Genomic DNA, 22,706 nt, shown 5'->3' with positions numbered 1-22,706 from the left:
TGTGGCGGATGTTGATCCTAAAGCAGTAAAAAAACTACTCAGCAACAAAAGGAGAACAACGATGAAAAAGCAACTACTGATCCTCGCAGCAGCAACCCTGGCCCTGGCGGCCCCCTCGGCTTTCGCGGCCATGGACCACGATTCCATGCCCATGGACCACGGCTCCATGAAGATGGAACATGGCGGCGGCATGATGTCCATGGGCAAAAAGGTCCATGAAGAGGTCGTGGACGGCGTCAAGGCGACCTTCAATGTCATGGACATCCAGAAAAAGATGAAGGAGATGGGGATGAAGGAAACCCATCACATCATGGTGATGTTCACCGACGCCAAAACGGGAAAGATGATGAGCGGCGGCGAAGCAAAGATCAAGGTCATGGGACCGGGCAAATCCGAACAGGTCAAGGACCTGATGGGCATGGAAGGGGGCTTCGGCTCCGATTTCACCCTGGCGAAGAAGGGCAAGTACGGCGTGATGTGCAAATTCAAGCTGGCCGACGGCAAGGTGCGCAGCGCCAAGTTCTGGTACACGGTGAAGTAATCGGCGCTGCCTGAAATACGAGCGTGATTGGACCCACCGGCGGAGGCGCTTCCGGAAGGAGCGCCTCCGCCAACCCGCCGGGAGCCGCCCATGAAAAAGATCAACCTGCTCATCCCGATTCTTCTCACCGCCCTGCTGTCCGCCGGTTGCACGAAGAAGCAGGCGCCTCCGCCGCCTCAACCGGCCAGGATCTCGGCGACAGCCGCCTACGAAAAGTATTTCGGCCCGGCTCCGACCACGGACAAGGGGACCTGCTTCGCCTTCGTGATCTACTTCCCGTCGGCCAGGGAGGCGGGCAAGGTGGTGCCGTTCCCCTTCTTCACCTTTGACGAGGCCAGCATCAGGAAGGTGGCCGTCGAACGTCTGCTGAGCGGCATGGACGTCGGCAGCTACAGGGGCGAATTTCTCCAACCGTTTCCGGCCGGAACCCGCATTGTGTCCATGGACGAAGCCCAGGGCACGGTGACGGTGACCCTGAGCCGCGCCATGCAGGATAAGGCCGCGGAACCGGCGGCGCGGGCCATTGCCCTGACCCTTCGCCAGTTCAAGGGGATAGCCGCCGTCCGGATCAAGGTGGAAGGCGTCGAGCGGCCGTTGGACGTTCAGGCCGATGAAAGCGTCGTACTGCCCCCCGGTCCGCCCCGCCTGCTGAGCGTCACGGCCGTCAAAGACAAGGGGGCCAAGGCTGTCGGAGAGGTGAACGCCTTTTTCGACCGCCCGGTGGAAATAACGTCGCTGAACATCATGGACAACGCGGGAAAACCCTTCGAGGGCGACGTGTACCACTCGGTCTTCGACATGGCGGCCGTAATGAAGCCGCGGCAGCCGGAACGCTTCACCGCCGGGATGCCGGTCCGGGTACGCTGGGACGTGAGGGACAAACTCGGCCGCACGGCCCAGGGTACCGACACCCTTCCCCTGGAGGTCAGGGAACATGTCGAATAAGGAAATTGAAACCTGATTCGATGCACCGCCCACGGCCGCCCCTGCTCCGGCGCAGCACGCTGGACGGAATCAGCGCTTGAATCAAAACCAAACGCTGCTATCATAGGGCAATCATGCTGTCCGACCGGGAGGTTTTGTATGCGCCGTGCGTTTCTGTTGCTGTCACTGTTCCTGATGCTGCCTGGCTGCGCCTTTGTCAATGTACCGCTGATCCCGCCCCCCAGCCCCCTGGCCGAACAGGTCCTGGAAGGCGACGGAGCCAAGAAGATCCTGCTGCTGGACATCAGCGGCACCATCTCGGAGGAGGAAAAATCGGGCGGCCTGCTGGGGCGCTCCTCCCCCTCGCTGGTTTCCGTGGTCCGCGAATCGCTGCACAAGGCGGAACAGGACCGGGATGTCGCCGGCGTCATCCTGCGCATCAACTCCCCCGGCGGCACCGTGACCGCCAGCGATATCATCCGCCACGACATCAACATGTTCAAAAAACGCAAGAAGGTCCCGGTGCTGGCCTGCATCGTGGGCACCGGCGCGTCGGGCGGCTATTACGTGGCCACGGCGGCCGACGAGATCACGGCGCACCCCACGGCCATCACCGGCAGCATCGGCGTGATCCTGATGAAATTCAACGTGGAAGGGTTGATGGGCAAGATCGGGGTGGAAGAACAGACCGTCAAGTCCGGCGACAAGAAGGACATCATGTCCCCCTTCCGCAAGGCCACGCCGGAAGAGGTGAAGCTGGGGCAGGAGATCATCGACCAGCTCTACGGCCGGTTTCTGGATGTGATCATGGAACGGCCCGGGAACAGCCTCACGAGGGATGAACTACGCAAGGTGGCCGACGGCCGGGTCTATACCGCAAGCCAGGCGCTGGAGGCAAAACTGATCGACCGGATCGGCTACCTGGACGACGTCATCGCCGAGATCCGCACGGCCGCGGGCGACGGGAAGGCGCGGGTGGTGAGCTATTACCGCCCCGGCAGCTACAAGGGGAGCATCTATGCCGGCGCAGCCGAGAAGGCGGGGCTGGCCGAGGCGTTGAGCGGTTGGGATGCCTTTGGAGCCAGCAGCTTTATGTATTTGTGGCGGCCTTAAAAATCGATGGGACTTAGGGGGTAATAGACTGATAGGACTTAATAGGACTGATGGGACCAATGGGACATATGGGACCAATAAGTTATTTTATAAGTCCTATAAGTCCTATCAGTCCCATTAGTCCCATTAGTCCCATTAGTCCCATTAGTCCCATTAGTCCCATTAGTCCCATTAGTCCCATTAGTCCTATTTATCGCCTGCCCCCACGAAGTTCTCCAGCAACCGCCGGGCGATGAGATCATAGCCCCCCTCCGCCTCCCAGGCGGCGACCAGCTCGTCGGCGCGCCCCCTGGTGGCCGGGTCCCAGGCGCACCAGGCGCGGATGATCTCTTCGGTCACTTCGGGATGGAACTGGGTTCCCCAGGCGCACGGCCCGATGCGGAAGGCCTGGTGCGGGCAGGCCGGCGAAGCGGCCAGAAGGACGCCCCCGGCGGGGATATCGAAACTGTCGTGGTGCCACTGGAAGGAGCCGAACCGGGAAGCGAGACCCGCGAAGAGCCGGTCCTCCCTGCCCGCCGCAGTCAGTTCAACCTCCAGCGTTCCCAGCTCCTCCCAGCGGTTTGCCACCACCCTGCCCCCCAGGGCCGCCGCCAGCAGTTGCCCCCCCAGACAGATCCCCAGGTACGGGACGGACTGTGCCACCATCTCCCGGATGAATCCCTTTACCGGTACGAGAAAGGGATGGCGTTGGTCGTCATTGGCGCACATGGCGCCTCCCAGGACGATCACCCCCTGGGTCTCTTCCGGCAGGGGCAGCGGTTCGTCGCGGTAGGCATGGCAGACCGTGACCGCCACGCCCAGGTGCCGGAGGTGCCCGGTGATGTTGCCCGGCGGGACTTCAGGGTCGTTCTGGATGATGTGGAACATGTGAAACTCCTCTATGAGGTTGTTGAAAAACAGCCATCTCGCCGCCATCCTCGAATGCCCTTTTGTGCGGCGTAGCGCTGCTACGCCTCCGCAGGGCCTTCTGCGGGTGCGACGATCTGACTATTTTTGAACAACCTGAGGTTTTCAACAACCTTTTACTTGAGCGGGTAGTCGGACATGCGGACGAAACGTAAGCCGCGGTGCAGCAACTCCGGGACAGCGGCCATGATGCCGGCCCCCGTGCCGCTTTCCGGGTGGTTCATGTGGCAGATGATGATGTCTCCCGGACCGGCCTTCAGAAGCGCCGCCCGGACCTGGGCCGCGCTGTAGGTCGCTCCGGCGTCCCCCAGGATGCTGAAACCGGCCACCTCGTGGCCCAAGGCGTTGGCGACCTCCACCGCAACCTCGTCGTAATAGGCCGTGCCGGAACGGTAGAGCTTCGGCCGTTTCCCGGTGATCGCTTCGATCTTGCGGGCGTTCCGCTCGATCTCCTCCACCAGTTCGCCGGTATCCTTCGTGCCCTGGATGCCGTACACCGACCTGCCGTCGACCGAGGCCGGCTTGTGCCACATGCCGTGGTTGGCGATCTCGAACAGCGGGTTGGCGGCCAGGCGCTTGAACAACTCGGGGTTGGCGTCGATCCAGCGGGCATTGATGAACAGGGTGGCAGGTATCCGCTCCCGCGCCAGAAAATCCATCAGTTTGGCATCGACCCCTTTGCCTTTCCCGCTGCCGCAGGCATCCAGGGTCAGGGCGACCACCTTGTCCCGTGTGTCCAGCCGGGTGCGCACGCCGCGAACCGTCTCGCCCCACTGGAGCGGAACGCGCCCGCCAAAGCGTTCGACCACCTGCTGTTTGACGCTGTCGAGGGTGGGCAGGGGCTCTGCGGCGCATACCGGCAGAACCGCACACAGCAGAACCGGCAAGACCAGAAAAGCCGCCTTCGCCTTCCCGGACAACAACCTCACAGGATTCCTCCCCCGATTCATTTGTGCCTCCTGATCCCCAGGAGCCGCGCGGCCGCCAGCCCGATTCCGGCCGAAGCGATACTCAGCATGGCCCCCATCTTGGCGGCTCCCTGGAGGGTGGGATCGGCGAAGGCCTCTCCCGCCACGAACAGGGCCACGGTAAAACCGGTACCGGCAATGATGCCGGCCGTCAGGAGATCGGTGCGGTGCATCCCCCGAGGCAGGGCGAAGCCGAACCGGGACGCCACCCAACTGAAAGTGAAGATGCCCAGGGGCTTGCCGCAGAGCAGGGCCGCCAGAACCAGCCAGGTGACGGTCCCCATACTGGAGAACTCGACCCCCGCATTGGCCAGTCCGAACATGAACATTCCCATGTCCACCAGCACCTTCCACTCGTGTTCGAATTGGGACAGGGGCGTATGGTCCGCCAGGTCCTCTTCGAAGAGCCCTTTGGTCTCACGGCGGCCGTGTGGCAGGAAGGGAACGATGAAGACCAGGGCCAGGGCCGGATGGAGGTGGGCATGGTGCAGGCCGCTCCAGCTCAGGGCGCCGCCGCAGATAACGGCGGGCCAGTAGCTTTTGACCTTCAGGCGGCGCAGGCCGTAGGCGACCAGCATCCCCAGAACGGTCAACAGCAGCCAGATCGGCTCCACCGGCAGGTTGGGATCGGGATAGAAGATAGCGATGATCGCCAGGCCGACGGCATCGTCGGCCACGGCCAGGAGAAGCAGATAGGATACCGCCGGATGGGCCGCGCCGAAGACGGCGCGGGCGGCCAGCCACGCCAGGGCGATGTCGGTGGCGGTGGGGATGCCCCACCCGGTGTGCAGTTTCGGGCCGCCGATCACGGCGTTCAGCCCCAGGTAGACCACAACCGGCCCCAGCACGCCGCCCAGGGTGCCCAAAAGCGGATTGACGGCTCGGGACGGAGGGTTGAGGGCGCCCCCCGGCAGGCAGCTCTTGGTGATCTCCACCGCGGCGATGCCGAAGAAGAGCACCATGAACAACTCGTTGGTGATAAAGTGGAACGAGCCACCCAACACAAGCGGTTGTTTGAGAAATGCGTGGTACCCGGACGGGTCGAGGTTGACCCAGGTAAGGGCCACTACCACACCGGTAAGCATTGGGACGGAAAATTCGAGCAGCAGGTTGATGCGTTGTTTCATGAGGATCATCCAGAGGTTGGTTTTCGGCGAAGTGTAGCACCGTTTGAGCCGGGTGTGAAGCGATACCTGCTGTTTCTTGTTGACCTGTGCGGTGAAGCGGCTATGATTTGGCATTGTCCCGAATTCGCAACGCCTCCCCGGCTTTTCCGGACGCCGGGGCTGCCGGCGTCGCGAACCCGGGATTACCGGAAGAACGAGGAGAGCCCGTGCCCAAGCGCCTGCCGAAAATGCTGTACGCCGATGAAAAGGGGAACATCTACGACCATCCCGAGCTCTGTATGGCCGGGATGAACGGGAACGTGCCGGTGCTGCCCGAGGATGTAGAGCTGATCCCGCTGCCCGAAGACAGCCGCCTGTTCACCATGCCCGCCATGCCGCCCATTGCCTGGGACGAGCGCCAGCAGAGCTTCGTCACCCTGGACCGCATCAGGGAGGGGAAACGGCAGCGGCGCATCCAGGCGGTGTCGGCCTTCATGGCGCCCGGCTACGTGCGCACCCTGCTGCCCGCCTGCGACTATTCCCGCAAGACGGCCCACCTGCCCCTCTGGTCCTACACCGCCGTGGGGTGGGACGAGGAGCGGGACTGTTTCGTGGTGGCCGCGTCCAAGGTGGACAACAACAGCAACTGGAACCCGGTCAATTACGACGACCGCACCCTGGACCCGCTGGTGCGCCAGCGGCTGGCGGAGATGCCGGGCAACCGTCTGCTGGAGCAGCTATCCCGCTGCGCCGTGGACTACCACTGCTTTGCCGCGAAGAACCTCTTCTACCGCCGCTGGGAAGCCCCCCTGCCCACCTCGCCGGTGTGCAACTCCGCCTGCCTGGGGTGCATCAGCCTGCAACCGTCCGAATGCTGCCCGGCCAACCACGAGCGCATCGGTTTTGTGCCGACCCCGGAAGAGATCTGCCAGATCGCCCTCCCCCACCTGGAACAGGCCGAACAGGCCATCGTCTCCTACGGCCAGGGGTGCGAGGGGGACCCGATCCTCCAGGCCGACACCATCGCCGAGGCGACACAGCGCCTGAAAAAGGCCACCAGCCGCGGCACCATCAATTTCAACTCCAACGGCTCCATCCCGGAGCGGGTGCAACTCCTGTGCGACGCGGGCATGGACTCCTTCCGCTTCTCCATGAACTCGGTGCGGGAAGAGCTGTACAACCGCTACTACCGCCCCAAGGGATACGCCTTCGGCGACGTGCTCCGCTCGGTGGAGATCGCCAAGAAGGCGGGCCGCTTCACCATGATCAACTACCTGGTCTCCCCCGGCGTCAGCGACGCCCCGGAGGAGGTGGAAGCGCTGCTCCGCTTCCTGGGCGAGACCGGCATCGACATGATCCAGATGCGCAACCTGTCCATCGACCCGGATTTTTACAACCAGGAGATGGGGGTGAGCGGGAAGGGGATCGGCATGTACCGGCTGTTGGAGCGCTTGAAACGGGAGTTTCCCAAGGTGCAGTTCGGGTACTACAACAGGACCAAGGAGAATTTCTTTCCGGAAGGGTATGAGCAGGGGTGGCCGATCTAGTATTACGCTTGACGTAATACCATGTTTCAGTTAGGATGATCGCATATGATAAAGAGTTTCCACGACAAAGACACCGATGTGCTCTTTGATGACCGGCTGGTAAAGCGTTTTCAGGCTTTTGAGAGACCAGCGCGGCGGAAGCTGATGTACCTGCACAGAGCAAGGACGTTGCAGGATTTGCTTGTACCACCCGGTAACAGGTTGGAGGCCCTGAGCGGCAACCGTGACGGTCAATACAGCATACGCATCAATGATCAATGGCGTATCTGCTTCACATGGCTCGACGGCGACGCATATGATGTCGAAATCGTGGATTACCACTGAAAGGAACATTCGATGAGAGAATACCTTGATCCCATACACCCCGGCGAGATTTTGCTGGAAGATTTTTTAAAGCCGATGGGGATCAGCATCAACAAGCTGGCGCGTGAAATTGACGTACCGCCGGGGCGGATAAGCACCATTGTCAACGGCAAACGATCCATTACTGCCGATACTGCATTGCGCTTGGGAGCTTACTTCGGGGTGTCACCGGAGTTGTGGTTGAATCTCCAGGCTGATTATGATCTGCGGGTTGCTCGACGAACGGTCAAATTGCACATCGTACCGCTGAAGCTTGCTGCATAAATTCAGCAAATGGTAGGTCCATGACATGCCGGGCAATGCCTGGCCCCACGGCATTCTCCCAAGCACCTCATCCCCTCCCAATTGTAGTCAACATTCAAAAACAAGCCGAGACGGGAGCGACGCACGCCCCTATTTCCCCGGAACCACCAAGACCTGCGGCGTCGCCCCCTTGCCCTTGCGGACAAAGCGCTCGTCAAAGGTATAGAGTGCTTCCGTTGCATCGCCGGAGGCCAGGTGCAAGGCATCGGCGAAATCGAAGCCCTGCGCGTGGAAATCAAGTGCGGCAGTCACCTGCCCGGCAGACTCGGCAATCACCATGGGCAGCCCCAGGATGTGCAGCAATGATGTGTGTATGACGGCCGGCTTTATCCCGTATGCCGCCCGCAACACCCACTCCAGTTCCAGCAGCACGGTCTTGGGCAGAAACACGGCGTCCGCCTGTTCCAGAAGCTTCATGGCGCGGCGGGCCTGAAGCTCGTCGTCGTTGGTCAGGTAGCGCACCCAGACGTTGGTATCGAGGGTAATCATCAACGCCGCCCCTTGCGCCAGATGCGCGCCAGCTCGTCATCGATTGCCGCCTGCATCTCGTCAAGACTTTTCGCCGGGCCTTTATAACCGGTGCAGCCAAGACCGCTCTCCAGATCGGTGGCGGGAAACACGTTCAACGGCTTGAGCAAAACGCCGCCCTGCACATCTTCGACGACAAAGCGCGTTCCCGGCTGCCAGTGATGGCTGGAACGAATGGTTTTGGGAATGATCACCTGACCCTTGCTTGACAGCAGTGTCGTTTCCATAAGGGACCTCGCGTAAGATTTGGTAAGACAATGATACCTGGGTCGGGCAATGGGCGCAAGGGGAATCTGAAATAACCTCTTGAATATTCTGGGGGCAGAATGCAATTATAGTCTTGGCCGAAAACAATAAATTGTATTATGCACCCGGAATAATCCCAAAGTGAGATATCAATTTACGTATGCTCCCTGGAATTCTCCAGCAGCTTTCTATAGGAAAATTGTATGTTTAGATCCGTTACTTACTCTTCTTCTGATAGGTACTGTAGGTATTTGGATATCTCTTTATGCCATGGATATTGTTCTGGCGTCTGTGGCGGACGATTTGGGTATTATCTGAAAGATAGTTTTGCCTTAGAAAAACTCCCTTATGACCTTAAGCTATCTAAGCTAATCATAGCTGGTGCGCTATCTCCAGATTTATTTGTAAGGTTACCGAACTCATTTTTTAAAAAATGGACCAACTTCCCAGAGCATAGAGCCATTTGGCAGGGTAATAAAAGCAAGACTGACGAAGCAGCCAGTAAATATGATATTCATTTGAATCCTTTGGGTGATTTGTCCTTGAGTAATTTGTTGCATCCATATGACATTGAACCTCTAAAATCAAAATTTGTAGAAAGCTTTAAAACCGGCATACCCAAAGGACTAAATGTAATCAGAATGGCAGAAAGCAGAAAATTTCTGCCATATGAAGCATATTTCGCTTATTGGCATGGTTATGTTATTGTTGATGCACTAATTGGCTACCTCGATATAGATCGGTTCTTGTCGGAAAAACAAGGATTGACAAAGATAATTAAGAGGATTTCTGATGTTAATATAAATTGGCATCAAAGATATAGAAGTCTTTTTAACAGATTATCGTTATACCGAACTGCAATGTCTGTTATTGTGTATCAGAATACTAAGTGTGATTTGCCTGATAAGCATATTTCTAAATTTTTACTTGATTTTTCAGAATCGACAGAAGAAACACTAGAGACTGATTTAGAGCAATTATTGATATTGCATGATAGATGGCAACGTGAAATTTGTGGCAATGGCAGAGTTCATCTTAATAAAGCATTTGACTTGTTAAAGCAGGATATATATCTATTATTTGAATGGCTTTGCATTGCTACTGGACTTGGTGAGGATTACTATTTCAAAAAATGGAGTTATGAATATTGGCGTACTGCTGAATGGACCCAGCTAAAAGATATCATTGCTTATGAGGATTTCGAATTACGGAAAACTTTTTTAAGATTTATGCGGTTTTATTGCAAAGAAATTGAAGTATTTGGATATACTGATAGCCTCGATATCACCTATACAAATTTATGTGAAATTAGTAGTTTTGCACCTTGGACACGTTCCTTTAGCGAAATGCACAAGAGTATCAATAATAATTCAATTATTAATTTTAAACAGCCGAGAATATTGGACTATCTGATTATTATTACGATAAGAACAGAAATTGTTATACGGGATATGTATATTAAGTCCATTAATAAAGAAAAATCGCCTGACAATTTACTGAATAATTTTATTGGCTTTGCGACGGTATTAAAAAATAAAAAATATTCAAAAGTGCTTGAATCGCTTAGTGCTGATTGGAAAAAGACAAAGCTTAATGACATGCCTGAAAATATTCTTGCCCATATAGATTCAATAGAGCATAAAAAGGGCTGGACCAAAGAAATGATGTATTTTTATAAACAGATATTGAAATTTGTAACTTCTAGAAACTATTTTGCGCATCATTCATATAAAGACGAGGCGATCAACACAAGAACCGGGGCAATTACTGCTGATGTTTTGAAATCATGCATACAGTCCTTAATTTTTTTAGAATCTATATTACGAGATAGTTTTTTTAGTCTGCCCTCAAAAAATATTTGAGGTAAGCACTACTATAAAGAGAAGCAAGGGGATCAAGCAAATCCATGGGGGTCGGGTCTACATTCTACACAAAATGTAGAATGTAGACCCGACCCCAGGTAGACTTCCGATAAATTGCATCGTGTCCACCTAATATCCCTAAAATTATGCCTTAAATATTGAAATTACAGCAGCTATCACACCTATTAACGTAATGAGTATACCTATAATCGTTATTTCATGCCGCCTTTGTATGGCGGCCCATCCTGAATCTGTTAGCTTCCAAATATGTTTTTTAGAGTCAAATGGCATACCCATAGTAAACGAGCCATCAGAGTTTAGGTGGCCTGTTGGAATAGATTCATGTAGTAATTCCACCCAGCCCCTCAACTGACACGTATAAATAAGCGCTTGATTTACTTCGGTATCCTGGACTGCAAATTCAAGTACCCATACATTACCGGGTTGCAATACCCCTCTAACGCGCTGTTTAGCCAACTGACGAAGCAATCGATGTATTTTCCAATTATATTCAATCAATTCGAACATCGCTCACTCCTATTCGGGGAATTCCGGGGACATCCATGATACTTAATTGCCTTCCCGTCAATTTTGGCCACGTCTGTCACAAACACGACAAACGCCAAAACACGTCTCTCGCCCTTCTACACCCCGTAAAAACAAATTTCAACGCAAAAAAAGCCCGGAGAGTATCCGGGCTTGCGGGTGCATTTTCTATATCCATCTTACTCAGGCAATAGTATGCCGAATATCCTTCCCCTTGACCATGAAGATCACCATCTCGGCGATGTTGGTGGCGTGGTCGGCGATGCGCTCCAGGGATTTGGCCACGTAGTTGAGCTTGATGGAACGGGAGATGGCGTTGGCATCCTCCAGCATGAAGGTCAGGAGTTCCCGCTGGATCTGCTCGTTGATCTCGTCCACGAAGTTGTCGTCCTTGCAGACCTTGATGGCCAGATCGGCATCGCTGCGCACGAAGGCGTCCAGGGCCTCCTTGACCATCGTCTCGGTCCAGTGGGCCATGCGGGGGATGTCGATGTACGGCTTGAGCGGCGGTTCCTGGTTCAGCTCGCTGGAACGCTTGGCAATGTTGGCGCACTTGTCGCCGATCCGCTCCAGGTCGGTGACGATCTTGAGGGCCAGGGTGATGAAGCGCAGGTCGCGGGCGATCGGCTGGCGCAGCGCCAAAAGCTCCAGGCACTTCTCGTCGATGGTGACCTCCAGGTGGTTCACCTCGTGGTCCATGGCGACGATCCGCTCGGCCAGGGGGGTATCCCGGTCCACAAGCGCCTTGACCGACCCGGAGATCATCATCTCCACCTTGCCTCCCATGGCAAGGAGCATGGTCCGCAGTTCATCCAGCTCTGCGTCGAATGTTGCACTGAAGTGTTCACGTTCCATTTATCTCTATCCTTTCCATCCCCGCAACCTGTTCTGGTTTTCTTTGTATTCAGGGCCGCAAGCCCTGGTCCCTCTGCCGGACAGCCTGTTAGCCGAATCTCCCCGTGATATAGTCTTCGGTCTGTTTTTTCTCGGGATTGGTGAAGACCTTTCGCGTATCGCCGATCTCGACCAGTTCGCCCAGGTAGAAGAAAGCGGTCACATCCGATACCCGCGCCGCCTGCTGCATGTTGTGGGTGACGATGACAATAGTATACTTCGATTTCAGTTCTTCGATCAACTCTTCTATCTTGAGTGTCGAGATGGGGTCCAGCGCCGAGGCGGGCTCGTCCATCAGGATCACTTCCGGTTTGACGGCGATGGTCCGGGCGATGCAGAGGCGCTGCTGCTGCCCCCCCGACAGTTCCACGGCCCCGGTGCGCAGGCGGTCTTTTACCTCGTCCCACAGGGCGACCCGCTTCAGGCTCGACTCGACGATCTCGTCGGCATCGCCCTTTTTCAGCACGCCGTTCAGTTTGTAGCCGGCGATCACGTTGTCGTAGATGGACATGGCCGGAAAGGGGTTGGGTTTCTGGAAGACCATGCCGACCCGGCGGCGGATCGTGACCGGGTCCACGCCGCGGCCGTAGATGTCGGTGTCGTCCAGCATGATGGTGCCGGTCACCCGCGCGGACGGCGTCAGGTCGTGCATCCGGTTGATGCTGCGCAAAACCGTGGACTTGCCGCAGCCCGACGGGCCGATGATGGCGGTCACGCTGTTCTCGGCGACCTCCATGGCGGCATTTTTGACGGCGTGGTTCTCGCCGAAGTGGATGTTAAGGTCACGTATGGATAGTTTGCAATTCATGAAAGCCTCTCTCAGGAGTGTTTGCTTCTGCCGACCCAGCGAGCCGCCAGGCTCAGGCCGAACATCAGTACCACCAGCACCAGCGCGCCGGCCCAGGCCAGACGGTGCCAATCCTCGTACGGCGATATGGCGAAATTGAAGATCTGCAACGGCAGGGCGGCCATGGGTTCGGTAAGCTTTTTGCTCCAGAAATGGTTGCCCAGAGCCGTAAAGAGCAGCGGCGCCGTTTCCCCGGCCACGCGGGCGATGGCCAGCAGAACGCCGGTGATGACGCCGGTCATGGCGCTTCGCAGGGTGACCTTGATACTGGTGCGCCAGAGCGGTACCCCCAGGGCCAGGGACGCCTCGCGCAGCGTTGCCGGCACCATCTTGAGCTGTTCCTCGGTGGTGCGCAGCACGATGGGGACCATGATGAGCGACAGCGCGAAGGAACCGGCCAGGGCCGAAAACCCTTTCAGCGGCACGACCAGCATGCTGTAGGCCACCATCCCGGTAATGATCGAAGGGATGCCGGACAGGACGTCGGCGCAGAAACGGATCGCGGTGGCGAGCTTGCCGTTGCCGTATTCCGTCAGGTAGACCGCGCCGAAGATGCCGACCGGCAGCCCCAGGAGCGACGCCATGCCGATCATGATGGCGGAACCGGCGATGCCGTTGGCCATGCCTCCGCCCGCCTCGCCCGGAGGCTGGGGGATGTTGGTGAAAAATGCCGGGTTGACGGAACTGACACCCATCTTGATGATGTGGTAGAAGATGATAACCAACGGCAAAAGCACCAGGACCGTTGCCGTTCCCATCAACGCGGTGGCCACCAGGTTGGACGCCTTTCGGGCGGCGATCGAACGCAGGTTCATGCTACGTCTCCCTTCCATTTGCGGGTGACGCTCCAGAGGAGCATGCGGGCCAGGAAATTGATGAACAGCGTGACGACCAGCAGGATCAGGCCGATCTCCATCAGCGCCGCGGAATGCAGTTTGGTGGTGGCTTCGGCAAACTCGTTGGCGATGACGCTGGGCATGGTGTATGCCGGCGAGAGCAGCGAGAGCGAGATCTGGGGCGTATTGCCGATCACCATGGTGACCGCCATGGTCTCGCCGATGGCCCGGCCGAGGCCGAGGATCACCGCACCCAGGATGCCGGAACGACCGTAGGGAAGCACGGACATGCGGATCATCTCCCAGCGGGTCGCCCCCAGGGCGATGGCGGCCTCCTTCTGGCTGGACGGCACCGCCATGAGCACTTCCTTGGTGATCGAGGTGATGATCGGGACGATCATGATCATCAGGATGAAGACGGCGGCCAGCATGCTGACCCCGTAGGGCGCTCCCTTGAAAAAGGGAAGGAATCCCAGGCGCTTGATCAGAAAGGGCTCCACGGTGCTTTGCAGCCAGGGGGTCATGACCAGGATGCCCCACAGGCCGTAGATGACGCTCGGGATTGCGGCCAGGAGTTCAACGAGCGAGGCCGTTACGGCGCCCACCCTGTGGGGGGCCAGTTCGGTGATGAACAGTGCGGTGCCGACGCTGAGCGGGGTGGCAAGCAGGATGGCCAGGATCGATGAGACCACCGACCCGTACAGATAGGGCAGGGATGCAAAACTGCCCTGCACCGCGTCCCAATCGCTTCCCGTTACGAACCCCCACCCGAATTTGCGTAGCGACGGCAGGCTTTCCGACACCATCTCAGCCGTCATGATCAGCAGGATGACGAGGATGCTGAGCGCGAAGATGAGGGTGATGGCGCGATAGATGCGGTCACCGTATTTCTTCGTGGTCGTGGTATTCACATGGTCCTCCAATGCGACGCTTTCTCAATCAATCTGTATCGCTATAATCTACCAGCAAAGTGTTACATCCCTGTTACAGCGAAGGAACTATCCGGCAACATTTTCATACCTGTAACAATGCGTTAATGATTGGAATAACGGGAAACAGGCGGGGTCAACCCCGAAGCAGACCTGAATCCATCCTGCACCGGCCCGGCTCCGGTCCTGCCGGGTTGTGGAAACGTCCCGAGGAATACCGGGTGCCCGAAAGGCGCCCGGAACGGAGCGGCCGCGGCATGATGCGTCTCCGGTGCAGGCGCAGCGCTTCGCCGCCGGCGGCCCTCCGCAGTGCTATGTTCCTCCAGCCTGCCGCGGTTTGGACCGGCCGAGGAAAGGCCGCAGCACTGCCGTTTCGGACCGTGCGCCGAAAAAAAGCGCGGCCCGTATGAGGGGCCGCGCGGTGAATGTCGGTGAAGGACTGTTCGTTACTTGATGGTTCCGATGGTTTTTTCCACCATCTTGGCAACGCTTGCCGGGAGGGGGGCATAGAGCAGCGGAGCAGCCATTTTCTGCCCTTTGTGCAGTTCCCATCTGAGGAATTCCACCAACTTCTTGCCTTTGACGGCATCCTTCTGGTGCTGATACACCAGGAGGTAGGTGAAGCCGGCGATCGGGTAGGCATCCTTGCCCGGCTGGTTCACGAGGCCGATACGGTAGTCGGCGGGCATATGCTTGACGGCGCCGGCAGCGGCAGCGGATGTCGAGGCGATCGTCGGTTCGATGAAGTGGCCGGACTGGTTTTGCAGGAACGCGAGCGGAAGTTTGTTCTCGAAGGCATACGCCAGTTCCACGTAACCGATGGAGTATTTGGTGTTCTTGACCTGGCCGGCGACGCCTTCGTTACCTTTGCCGCCCAGACCGATCGGCCACTTGACCGAGGTGTCGGTGCCGACCTTGCTTTTCCACTCAGGGCTGACGCTGCAGAGATAGGAGGTGAAGATGGCGCTGGTGCCGCTGCCGTCGGAACGGTGTACGACGATGATCGGCTCGTTGGGGAGTTTCACGCCGTGGTTGTCATCGGCAATACGCTTGTCGTTCCACATAGTGATCTTGCCGAGGTAGATGTCGACCACGTCGGCGGCCTTGAGCTTGAGCCCCTTGGGGATGCCGGGCAGGTTGTAGGTGATTACGACGGCGCCCATCACGGTCGGGATGTGAAGCAGTTTTCCGGGTGCGGCGGCGAGTTCGGCATCGGAGAGCGGCTTATCGCTGGCGCCGAAATCCACGGTACCGGCGGTGATCTGCTTGATGCCCCCGCCGCTGCCGATGGACTGGTAGTTGAATTTCACCGAGGTGTCGATCTTGGCGTACTCGCTGAACCATTTGGAGTAGAGCGGATAGGGAAAGGTCGCGCCCGCGCCGTTGATCAGCGTCTCGGCGGCAGCCTGGCCCGCGACGCAGACCGTTGCCAACAGGGCGAGCGTCAGAAAACTTTTGCGGATGGTCGAAAACTTCATGTAAACCTCCTAGATTTTTTGTAATCGTTACTGCACAAACAATACTAGGAAAATATTACAGACAGGTTACAAACAGGATAATTATCCGTAACAGAATCGCGCCGGATCAGGCGATGGGGAGCGTGAACGAGAATATGGACCCCTTGCCGATGTCGTTGTTCGCCACGGAGATCTCGCCGCCGTGCAACTGGACGATGTGCTTGGCGATGGCCAGCCCCAATCCGGTGCCGCCCTGGTCGCGGCTGCGGGCTTCATCGACCCGGTAGAAGCGCTCGAAGATGCGGGCGATATCCTTGAACGGGATGCCGATGCCGGTGTCGGCGACGGAGATCTTCAGGAAACCGTCCTTGTCGCCCTTGCGGACCGAGAGGGTCACCATACCCTGGGAAGGGGTGTATTTAATGGCGTTGTCCAACAGGTTCACGATCACCTGTTCCACACGCCCCTGATCGGCCATCACCCGCGGCAGCCCCGCCGGGATATCCATCTGCATCCTGATTTCCTTCTTGTGGGCGTTTTCCTCCAGCAGCATATAGGTCTTGCGCATGGTGCCGGAGATATCCAGCGGGTGGAGGTCAAGCAACATATCCCTGGATTCCAGGGTCGAAAGGGTGAGGATGTCGTTGATCAGGGCCGTCAGCCGTTCGGAATGGCTGAGGATGATCTCCACGAAGCGCACGGCCCGGTCGGCATCCGACTGAAGAGCCCCGTCCAGCAGCGTCTCGGCGTAGCCCTTGATGACCGATACCGGGGTACGCAACTCGTGGGAGACATTCGCCACGAAATCGCGGCGGATATTCTCCACGTGCTTCATATCGCTGATATCGTGGAATACCGCGACAACCCCGCTTTTCCTGCCATCCACGGTGAGCGGCGCCCAGTGGGTGAGCAGGGTAACCTCCCCCGGCTGGATGGTGATCTCGCGGACGAGCTCCTCGCCCTCGGCAGCGCCCAGCGCGGTAAAGGCATCCAGGAGATCGGGATGGCGGGAGATTTCGATCAGCTTTTTCCCCTCCACCTCGCCCGAGAGGGAGAACAGCTTGCGGAATGCAGGGTTCACCAGGGAGATCACCCCCTCCGGCGACGTGACCATCACCCCTTCGCCCATACCGCGCAGGATCGTGTCGAGCTGCTGCTTTTCCGAAGAGAGCCGTTGCATCTGCTGGTCGATCCGCTCGCTCATGTCGTTGAGCACGCGGGCCAGCTTGCCGACCTCGTCATTGGATGACTCCGGTATCCTGACCGGCAATTCGCCGCGTCCGATGCGGGCGGCGGCGGCCGCCATGTTCCGCAGGGGGCGGGACGTCAGGTTGGAAAGGAAATAGCTCAGGACCAGGGCGGCCAGCACGGTCAATAGCGTGGCGATGCCCACCAGCCGGTGCAGGGCGTTGATGGAATTGGTGAGGTAGGACAACGGCAGGGCCACCCGGACAAAACCGTCCGTCCTGCCGCTCCCGTAGGTCATGGCCACATAGAGCATGTCGGTCTTGAGCGTCTCGGAATAGCGCATGGAGATGCCGGTCCCCGTGGCAAGGGCGGCCTGCACCTCGGGGCGGTCCAGATGGTTCTGCAGCTCGCCGAGTTTCCCCTCCGCCACTTCCGAATCGCCGACCACCCGCCCGTCGGGGGCAATCAGCGTCAGCCGGTCCCTGATGGCGGAACCGACCGTCTCCGCCAGCTTCTGGGGAGGCTGCTTCATATTGTCGTACATCACCAGCAGGCGGGCCAGCTTGGCCTGGCTGAGCAGGTTGGCCCGGCTCTCCTCCACCAGGTTCGTCTCAAGGACATGGTCCATGTAGAAATAAAAACTGCCCGCAATCGCAACGATCAAAAGCAGATACGACAACATCAATTTCAGGCGGAATCCCATTGTTACTCCTCTATCTTGTAGCCGAAGCTGCGCACGGTCTTGATCAGATCCCCCGGCTTGCCCAGTTTGCCGCGCAGCCGGGTGATATGCGTATCGACGGTCCGGGTATCGCCCACATTGTTATAGCTCCACACGTTCTGCAACAGCAGTTCCCGGCTCAGCACCCGGCCGGGGCGTTCCGCCAGATACAGCAGCAACTTGTATTCCGTGCTGGTCAGTTCCACCTCGCTCCCCGCGCTCAACACGCGGTGCCGCTCGGTTTCTATGGAAATTCCGCCGATGGAGAGGACCCCCTCGACCGAGGCCGCCGACTGGCTGTCGCAGCGTCTGAGGATCGCCCGGATGCGCAGCAGCAACTCCCGCATGGAAAACGGCTTGACCAGATAGTCGTCCGCCCCCACCTCGAAACCGACGACCCGGTCGATCTCCTCACCCTTGGCGGTCAGCATCAGAACGGGAATCTGGTTGGTGCGGCCGTCCTTGCGGAGTTCCTTGCACACATCCGTTCCCATCATGCCGGGCAGCATCAGATCGAGCACGACCAGGTCCGGCACGTCGCGGCGCGCCATCTCAAGACCTTCGAGGCCGTCATACGACCACTGCATCTTGAAGCCTTCCTTCTCCAGATTGAACACGAGCAATTCAACCAGGTCTTTTTCATCCTCGATAATAAGGATGTTTTTCATTGGAGCCTCCCTGAGGCACAACACAAAAATTTGTTGTATTTTACCCTTTTTTGCCTTCTTGTAACATAGCTTTATTACAATCGTGTTACGATAAGCTAACATGTTTGTGTGTAACGAGGCTTTATTGTCCGATTTTCGTTTTGAATGCCCTGCGCCTGCGGATGCAGGCGGGGAAGAACAGCTATTTTTACTCTTCCTAAATACCTCATGCTTACTGAAATTTTGACTTGCATTTTTCAAAGCATTTGTGTAAACAATGATAAATATATTAGTGTTATTGCAACCCACGCGGTCAGACACATGGTACCGTTACCACATCCACCAGTCAAAGGCAGACTGGTGGAATTTTAGTTTGACTAAAAAGGCGCCCGAGTGAAAAAGAAAAAAATGCTCCTTTCGGCCGAAACCATGGACGTAAGTTTCGTCCGCAAGGTCGAAGCCCTTTCCGGAACGTCGGTCCGGCGTTGCTTCCAGTGCGGCAAGTGTTCCGCCGGATGCCCCATGGCCACCTTCATGGAACACCCCCCCAACCGGGTCGTGCGACTGCTCCAGCTGGGCCAATGGCGCCGCATCCTGGAAGGGCGCTCCATCTGGTACTGCGCCTCGTGCGAGACCTGTTCCACCCGCTGCCCCAACAAGGTGCACCTGGCCTCGATCATGGACGCCTTGCGCAAACTTTCCTGGGATGCCGAAGGGCCGTCCAAGGAAAGCTACGTGCAGTTGGCCAACAAGCTTTTTCTCCAGAACATACGCACCTACGGCCGTCAATACGAGATGCGCCTGGCCGCCGTGTTCAACGTCAAATCCGGCCAGTTTCTGAAAGACCTGATGCTGGGCCCCAAGTTGATCACCAAGGGGAAGCTGAAGGTATTCCACCAGAAAAACAAGAATATGACCGAGATCGAAAAGATCTTCAGCCGCATTGAACGGATGCGGGAGAACGGGGAGGCGCTGTGACCCCCAAGAACATCCTCAAGTATGCCTACTATCCCGGCTGCTCCCTCCATGCTTCGGCCGGCGAATACGACCTTTCCACGCGGGAGCTGTTCAAGAAACTCAATATCGGCCTGACGGAGGTGCCGGACTGGTTCTGCTGCGGCGCCACCCCGGCCCACAACGTGGACGAACTGCTCTCCCTCTCCCTGTGCGCCAAGAATCTGGAACTGGCCGAACAGGTCGATGGCGACCTGGCGGTCGCCTGCGCCGCCTGTTTCTCGCGGCTCAAGACCACCCAGCACGTACTGGGCGAAAGCGACGTCAAACGCAAACAGGTGGAAAAGGCGATCGACGCCCCGGTGCCCCTGAACGGCAACGTCAAGCACCTGCTGGACATCCTGGCCCGCGACCTGGGGCTGGAACGTCTGGAACAGGCCGTAACCAAGCCGCTCGCCGGCCTGAAGGTGGCCTGCTACTACGGCTGCCTGTTGACCCGGCCGAACGACGTGCCGAACCTGGACTGCGTCGAGGCGCCGACCATCATGGAGGACGTGCTGAAAGCCGTGGGCGCCGAAACCGTGGCCTGGAGCCACCGCCTGGAGTGCTGCGGCGCCAACTTCACCCTGTCGCGCCCCGGCGTGGTGGTCCAACTCTCCCACGCCATCCTGGACTCGGCCAAGTCGGCAGGAGCAGACTGCATCATGGTGGCCTGCCCCCTGTGCCACGGCAACCTGGACATCCGCCAGAAAGAGATCGAAGGGGTCTACAGCACCCAGTACGCCATGCCGGTCTTTTACATAACCCAACTGGTGGGCCTGGCCGCCGGCCTGGGAGCCGACAAGCTCGGTCTGGACGCCCTGATCGTCAACCCCATGCCGCTTTTGAAACAGAAACAGCTTTTATAGTTTGCCACGGAGCCACAGAGACACGGAGAACATCAAAGGCATAAATGCGACGGGAAAAACAAAAGGCTTTTCGGGTAACACCAAAAAAGATTTTTTGATTTTGTTTTTTTCCAAAGTTTTTTGTTTTTCTCCTGCTTTTCTCTGAGTCTCTGTGGCTCCGTGGCAAAAAAAGGAAGTGATCGATGTCCAGAATAGGCGTATTTATCTGCCATTGCGGTGAAAACATCTCCCGGACCGTGGATGTGGAGCGCGTCGCGGCCCAGGTCGGCACACTGCCCGGCGTGGCCTTCTCCACCGACTACAAGTACATGTGTTCCGACCCCGGCCAGGGGCTCCTGAAAAAGGCCATCCAGGAACAGCGGCTCTCCCACGTGGTCGTGGCCGCCTGCTCGCCCCGCATGCACGAGAAGACCTTCCGCAAAGCGGTGGAATCGGCCGGGCTGAATCCCTTCCTGTGCGAGATGGCCAACATCCGCGAGCACTGCTCCTGGGTCCACGAGGACCGGGACGAGGCTACGGCCAAGGCCATCGAGATCGTGGGCATGATGGTGGAGCGGGTCAAGAAGAACCGGGTGCTGCCCACCATCACCGTGCCGGTCACCAAGCGGTCCCTGGTCATCGGCGGCGGCATTGCCGGCATCCAGGCCGCTCTGGATATCGCCGACGCCGGCCACGAGGTGGTGCTCGTGGAACGCGAGCCCTCCATCGGCGGCCATATGGCCCAGCTCTCCGAGACCTTCCCCACCCTGGACTGCTCCCAATGCATCATGACCCCCAAGATGGTGGACGTGGCAAACCATCCCCGGATCAAGCTCTACACCTATGCCGAGATCGAGCATGTGGAGGGCTACATCGGCAACTTCCAGGTTACGGTACGCAAGAAGGCCCGTTCGGTGGACGAGGACAAGTGCACCGGATGCGGGGTTTGCATGACCAAGTGCCCGGTAAAGAAGATCCCGAACAAATTCGACCAGAACCTGGGCATGCGCCCGGCCATTTACGTGCCGTTCCCCCAGGCGGTGCCCAATACGCCGGTCATCGACCGGGAGAACTGCACCAAGTTCAAGACCGGCAAATGCGGGGTCTGCCAGAAGGTGTGCGGACCGGGCGCCGTGGACTACGAGCAGGAAGACCAACTGATCGTCGAACCGGTGGGCGCCATCGTGGTCGCCACCGGCTTCGACCTCTACTCCATCGAGGAGAAGCCCAAGGGCTCCGCCATCAAGGGGTACGGTGAATTCGGCCACGGCAAGATTCCGGACGTGATCGACGGCATGACCTTCGAACGCCTGGCCTCGGCTTCCGGCCCCACCGGCGGCAAGATCCTGCGCCCCTCCGACGGCAGGGAACCGAAGCAGATCGTCTTCATCCAGTGCGTCGGCTCCCGCGCCCGGGAAAAGGGCATCTCCTACTGTTCCAAGATCTGCTGCATGTACACCGCCAAGCACACCATGCTCTACCACCACAAGGTGCATGACGGCCAGGCCTACGTCTTCTTCATGGACGCCCGCACGCCGGGCAAGAGCTACGACGAATTCTGGCGTCGCTCCATCGAGGAGGAAGAAGCGGTGTACATCAGGGGCATGGTTTCCCGCCTCTATCAAAAAGGGAACAAGATCGTGGTCATGGGGAGCGACATCGCCGTGGGCGTGCAGGTGGAGATCGAGGCCGACATGGTGGTATTGGCCACGGCCGTGCAGCCCCAGAAGGGGGCCGATACCCTGGCCCAGAAGCTGGGCATCTCCTACGACAAATACCATTTCTACTCCGAGGCCCACGCCAAGCTGCGTCCCGTGGAATGCGCCACGGCCGGCATCTATCTGGCCGGAGCCTGCCAGGGACCCAAGGATATCCCCGACACCGTCAGCCAGGCCTCGGCCGCCGCGGCCAAGGTCATGACCCTCTTTGCCAAGGACAAGCTGGAGCGGGAGCCGATTGTGGCCCGCGTGCGCGAGGCCGGCTGCGTGGGGTGCTTCTACTGTCAAAAGGTTTGCCCCTACGGTGCGGTGGAGGAGAAGGAGATCCGCGACCGCCAGGGCAACCTGGTGAAGGTCGTGGCCTACGTCAACCCCGGCGTCTGCGGCGGCTGCGGCACCTGCCAGGCCACCTGCCCGTCCAAATCGGTGGAGTTGGATGGGTATACCGACGAGCAAATAGTAGCGATGATCGAGTCTTTATAAAAACTTCATTTTGCCACGGAGCCACAGAGGCTCAGAGAAAAACAAAGAGATAAAACCAAGTGTAAAACCAAAGGCCGAGATCAATAGGGGAAAGTCTTCAAAACTATCTGTTTTGCTTTTCCCTCCGGCTTCTTGCCTTTGCCGTTCTCCGGGCCTCTGTGGCTCCGTGGCAAACCGCCTAAGGATTTCAAA

23 protein-coding genes are annotated in these 22,706 nt (G+C 58.0%); 10 read left to right on the top strand and 13 right to left on the bottom strand.

The window, feature by feature from the left end; translation table 11 throughout:
• The first annotated feature begins 61 nt into the window (after positions 1 to 61).
• From LDN12_RS15780 to sppA, 3 genes are all read left to right on the top strand, one after another.
• A complete protein-coding gene (locus LDN12_RS15780; protein ID WP_223923612.1) occupies positions 62 to 541 on the top strand; it encodes a hypothetical protein in 480 nt (159 codons plus the stop codon).
• A gap of 90 nt (positions 542 to 631) precedes the next feature.
• Positions 632 to 1,486 (top strand): GerMN domain-containing protein, encoded by an 855-nt coding sequence (locus LDN12_RS15775; RefSeq protein ID WP_223923611.1) that lies wholly within the window; start codon positions 632 to 634, stop codon positions 1,484 to 1,486.
• 138 nt (positions 1,487 to 1,624) lie between these two features.
• Positions 1,625 to 2,578 carry a signal peptide peptidase SppA gene (gene sppA / locus LDN12_RS15770; protein ID WP_223923610.1) on the top strand — a complete coding sequence of 318 codons (954 nt, stop codon included), beginning with the start codon at positions 1,625 to 1,627 and terminating at the stop codon, positions 2,576 to 2,578.
• Positions 2,579 to 2,764: 186 nt separating this feature from the next.
• Here sppA and LDN12_RS15765 read toward each other — a convergent pair whose 3' ends face one another.
• The 3 genes from LDN12_RS15765 to LDN12_RS15755 all read right to left on the bottom strand — a co-directional run bounded on the left by LDN12_RS15765 (position 2,765) and on the right by LDN12_RS15755 (position 5,588).
• On the bottom strand, positions 2,765 to 3,445 hold the full coding sequence (locus LDN12_RS15765; protein WP_223923609.1) for a type 1 glutamine amidotransferase: 681 nt from the start codon (positions 3,443 to 3,445) through the stop codon (positions 2,765 to 2,767).
• 155 nt (positions 3,446 to 3,600) lie between these two features.
• Complete coding sequence (locus tag LDN12_RS15760) at positions 3,601 to 4,413, bottom strand: polysaccharide deacetylase family protein (protein ID WP_223923608.1); 813 nt, start codon at positions 4,411 to 4,413, stop codon at positions 3,601 to 3,603.
• A 17-nt stretch (positions 4,414 to 4,430) separates the two neighbouring features.
• Positions 4,431 to 5,588, bottom strand: coding sequence for a Na+/H+ antiporter NhaA (locus LDN12_RS15755; RefSeq protein WP_374045091.1), 1,158 nt, complete (start codon positions 5,586 to 5,588; stop codon positions 4,431 to 4,433).
• A 218-nt stretch (positions 5,589 to 5,806) separates the two neighbouring features.
• Between LDN12_RS15755 and LDN12_RS15750 the strand changes: the two genes are divergently transcribed.
• Genes LDN12_RS15750 through LDN12_RS15740 form a run of 3 tightly spaced genes read left to right on the top strand, consistent with a single transcriptional unit; the run spans position 5,807 to position 7,732 of the window.
• A complete protein-coding gene (locus LDN12_RS15750; RefSeq protein ID WP_223924087.1) occupies positions 5,807 to 7,105 on the top strand; it encodes a radical SAM protein in 1,299 nt (432 codons plus the stop codon).
• Positions 7,106 to 7,150: 45 nt separating this feature from the next.
• Positions 7,151 to 7,429, top strand: coding sequence for a type II toxin-antitoxin system RelE/ParE family toxin (locus tag LDN12_RS15745; RefSeq protein WP_223923607.1), 279 nt, complete (start codon positions 7,151 to 7,153; stop codon positions 7,427 to 7,429).
• Positions 7,430 to 7,441: 12 nt separating this feature from the next.
• Entirely contained in the window at positions 7,442 to 7,732 is a 291-nt protein-coding gene (locus LDN12_RS15740) for a HigA family addiction module antitoxin (protein WP_223923606.1), read from the top strand.
• 129 nt (positions 7,733 to 7,861) lie between these two features.
• On the opposite strand, the gene LDN12_RS15735 is transcribed toward LDN12_RS15740, so the two are convergent.
• Together LDN12_RS15735 and LDN12_RS15730 are read right to left on the bottom strand one after the other, a co-directional pair.
• On the bottom strand, positions 7,862 to 8,260 hold the full coding sequence (locus tag LDN12_RS15735) for a type II toxin-antitoxin system VapC family toxin (RefSeq protein WP_223923605.1): 399 nt from the start codon (positions 8,258 to 8,260) through the stop codon (positions 7,862 to 7,864).
• On the bottom strand, positions 8,260 to 8,526 hold the full coding sequence (locus tag LDN12_RS15730) for an AbrB/MazE/SpoVT family DNA-binding domain-containing protein (RefSeq protein WP_223923604.1): 267 nt from the start codon (positions 8,524 to 8,526) through the stop codon (positions 8,260 to 8,262). Before LDN12_RS15730 ends, LDN12_RS15735 begins: the two co-directional genes overlap by 1 nt.
• A gap of 222 nt (positions 8,527 to 8,748) precedes the next feature.
• Between LDN12_RS15730 and LDN12_RS15725 the strand changes: the two genes are divergently transcribed.
• Entirely contained in the window at positions 8,749 to 10,407 is a 1,659-nt protein-coding gene (locus LDN12_RS15725) for a hypothetical protein (RefSeq protein WP_223923603.1), read from the top strand.
• 144 nt (positions 10,408 to 10,551) lie between these two features.
• Here LDN12_RS15725 and LDN12_RS15720 read toward each other — a convergent pair whose 3' ends face one another.
• The 8 genes from LDN12_RS15720 to LDN12_RS15685 all read right to left on the bottom strand — a co-directional run bounded on the left by LDN12_RS15720 (position 10,552) and on the right by LDN12_RS15685 (position 18,493).
• Positions 10,552 to 10,935: a hypothetical protein gene (locus LDN12_RS15720; RefSeq protein ID WP_223923602.1), complete on the bottom strand. Its 384-nt coding sequence runs from the start codon at positions 10,933 to 10,935 to the stop codon at positions 10,552 to 10,554.
• A gap of 201 nt (positions 10,936 to 11,136) precedes the next feature.
• Positions 11,137 to 11,808, bottom strand: coding sequence for a phosphate signaling complex protein PhoU (phoU, locus tag LDN12_RS15715; protein ID WP_223923601.1), 672 nt, complete (start codon positions 11,806 to 11,808; stop codon positions 11,137 to 11,139).
• An 88-nt stretch (positions 11,809 to 11,896) separates the two neighbouring features.
• On the bottom strand, positions 11,897 to 12,655 hold the full coding sequence (pstB, locus tag LDN12_RS15710) for a phosphate ABC transporter ATP-binding protein PstB (protein ID WP_223923600.1): 759 nt from the start codon (positions 12,653 to 12,655) through the stop codon (positions 11,897 to 11,899).
• Between the two features lie 11 nt (positions 12,656 to 12,666).
• Positions 12,667 to 13,509: a phosphate ABC transporter permease PstA gene (gene pstA / locus LDN12_RS15705; protein WP_274382224.1), complete on the bottom strand. Its 843-nt coding sequence runs from the start codon at positions 13,507 to 13,509 to the stop codon at positions 12,667 to 12,669.
• Positions 13,506 to 14,441 (bottom strand): phosphate ABC transporter permease subunit PstC, encoded by a 936-nt coding sequence (gene pstC, locus LDN12_RS15700; RefSeq protein ID WP_223923599.1) that lies wholly within the window; start codon positions 14,439 to 14,441, stop codon positions 13,506 to 13,508. The genes pstA and pstC overlap by 4 nt, the downstream gene beginning before the upstream one ends.
• Before the next feature lie 464 nt (positions 14,442 to 14,905).
• Positions 14,906 to 15,937, bottom strand: coding sequence for a phosphate ABC transporter substrate-binding protein PstS (pstS, locus tag LDN12_RS15695; RefSeq protein ID WP_223923598.1), 1,032 nt, complete (start codon positions 15,935 to 15,937; stop codon positions 14,906 to 14,908).
• A gap of 106 nt (positions 15,938 to 16,043) precedes the next feature.
• Positions 16,044 to 17,807 carry an ATP-binding protein gene (locus LDN12_RS15690; RefSeq protein ID WP_223923597.1) on the bottom strand — a complete coding sequence of 588 codons (1,764 nt, stop codon included), beginning with the start codon at positions 17,805 to 17,807 and terminating at the stop codon, positions 16,044 to 16,046.
• A 2-nt stretch (positions 17,808 to 17,809) separates the two neighbouring features.
• Positions 17,810 to 18,493 (bottom strand): response regulator transcription factor, encoded by a 684-nt coding sequence (locus LDN12_RS15685; protein WP_223923596.1) that lies wholly within the window; start codon positions 18,491 to 18,493, stop codon positions 17,810 to 17,812.
• A 372-nt stretch (positions 18,494 to 18,865) separates the two neighbouring features.
• Between LDN12_RS15685 and LDN12_RS15680 the strand changes: the two genes are divergently transcribed.
• From LDN12_RS15680 to LDN12_RS15670, 3 genes are all read left to right on the top strand, one after another.
• Positions 18,866 to 19,450, top strand: a complete 585-nt coding sequence (locus LDN12_RS15680) for a 4Fe-4S dicluster domain-containing protein (protein WP_223923595.1) — start codon at positions 18,866 to 18,868, stop codon at positions 19,448 to 19,450.
• Positions 19,447 to 20,334 (top strand): CoB--CoM heterodisulfide reductase iron-sulfur subunit B family protein, encoded by an 888-nt coding sequence (locus LDN12_RS15675; RefSeq protein WP_223923594.1) that lies wholly within the window; start codon positions 19,447 to 19,449, stop codon positions 20,332 to 20,334. Before LDN12_RS15680 ends, LDN12_RS15675 begins: the two co-directional genes overlap by 4 nt.
• Before the next feature lie 182 nt (positions 20,335 to 20,516).
• Positions 20,517 to 22,514, top strand: coding sequence for a CoB--CoM heterodisulfide reductase iron-sulfur subunit A family protein (locus LDN12_RS15670; protein ID WP_223923593.1), 1,998 nt, complete (start codon positions 20,517 to 20,519; stop codon positions 22,512 to 22,514).
• The last annotated feature ends 192 nt before the right edge of the window (positions 22,515 to 22,706 follow it).

The organism is Geobacter sp. AOG2 (genome assembly GCF_019972295.1).
Lineage (GTDB): Bacteria > Desulfobacterota > Desulfuromonadia > Geobacterales > Pseudopelobacteraceae > Oryzomonas.
The sequence above is the reverse complement of the archived record's forward strand: the minus strand, read 5'-3'. Positions and strand labels throughout refer to the sequence as shown.

Coding starts and splice junctions, on each gene's coding strand:
- LDN12_RS15780 (WP_223923612.1), top strand. CDS start 62: ATGAAAAAGCAACTACTGATCCTCGCAGCAGCAACCCTGGCCCTGGCG.
- LDN12_RS15775 (WP_223923611.1), top strand. CDS start 632: ATGAAAAAGATCAACCTGCTCATCCCGATTCTTCTCACCGCCCTGCTG.
- sppA (WP_223923610.1), top strand. CDS start 1,625: ATGCGCCGTGCGTTTCTGTTGCTGTCACTGTTCCTGATGCTGCCTGGC.
- LDN12_RS15765 (WP_223923609.1), bottom strand. CDS start 3,445: ATGTTCCACATCATCCAGAACGACCCTGAAGTCCCGCCGGGCAACATC.
- LDN12_RS15755 (WP_374045091.1), bottom strand. CDS start 5,588: ATGATCCTCATGAAACAACGCATCAACCTGCTGCTCGAATTTTCCGTC.
- LDN12_RS15750 (WP_223924087.1), top strand. CDS start 5,807: ATGCTGTACGCCGATGAAAAGGGGAACATCTACGACCATCCCGAGCTC.
- LDN12_RS15745 (WP_223923607.1), top strand. CDS start 7,151: ATGATAAAGAGTTTCCACGACAAAGACACCGATGTGCTCTTTGATGAC.
- LDN12_RS15740 (WP_223923606.1), top strand. CDS start 7,442: ATGAGAGAATACCTTGATCCCATACACCCCGGCGAGATTTTGCTGGAA.
- LDN12_RS15735 (WP_223923605.1), bottom strand. CDS start 8,260: ATGATTACCCTCGATACCAACGTCTGGGTGCGCTACCTGACCAACGAC.
- LDN12_RS15730 (WP_223923604.1), bottom strand. CDS start 8,526: ATGGAAACGACACTGCTGTCAAGCAAGGGTCAGGTGATCATTCCCAAA.
- LDN12_RS15725 (WP_223923603.1), top strand. CDS start 8,749: ATGTTTAGATCCGTTACTTACTCTTCTTCTGATAGGTACTGTAGGTAT.
- LDN12_RS15720 (WP_223923602.1), bottom strand. CDS start 10,935: ATGTTCGAATTGATTGAATATAATTGGAAAATACATCGATTGCTTCGT.
- phoU (WP_223923601.1), bottom strand. CDS start 11,808: ATGGAACGTGAACACTTCAGTGCAACATTCGACGCAGAGCTGGATGAA.
- pstB (WP_223923600.1), bottom strand. CDS start 12,655: ATGAATTGCAAACTATCCATACGTGACCTTAACATCCACTTCGGCGAG.
- pstA (WP_274382224.1), bottom strand. CDS start 13,509: ATGAACCTGCGTTCGATCGCCGCCCGAAAGGCGTCCAACCTGGTGGCC.
- pstS (WP_223923598.1), bottom strand. CDS start 15,937: ATGAAGTTTTCGACCATCCGCAAAAGTTTTCTGACGCTCGCCCTGTTG.
- LDN12_RS15690 (WP_223923597.1), bottom strand. CDS start 17,807: ATGGGATTCCGCCTGAAATTGATGTTGTCGTATCTGCTTTTGATCGTT.
- LDN12_RS15685 (WP_223923596.1), bottom strand. CDS start 18,493: ATGAAAAACATCCTTATTATCGAGGATGAAAAAGACCTGGTTGAATTG.
- LDN12_RS15670 (WP_223923593.1), top strand. CDS start 20,517: ATGTCCAGAATAGGCGTATTTATCTGCCATTGCGGTGAAAACATCTCC.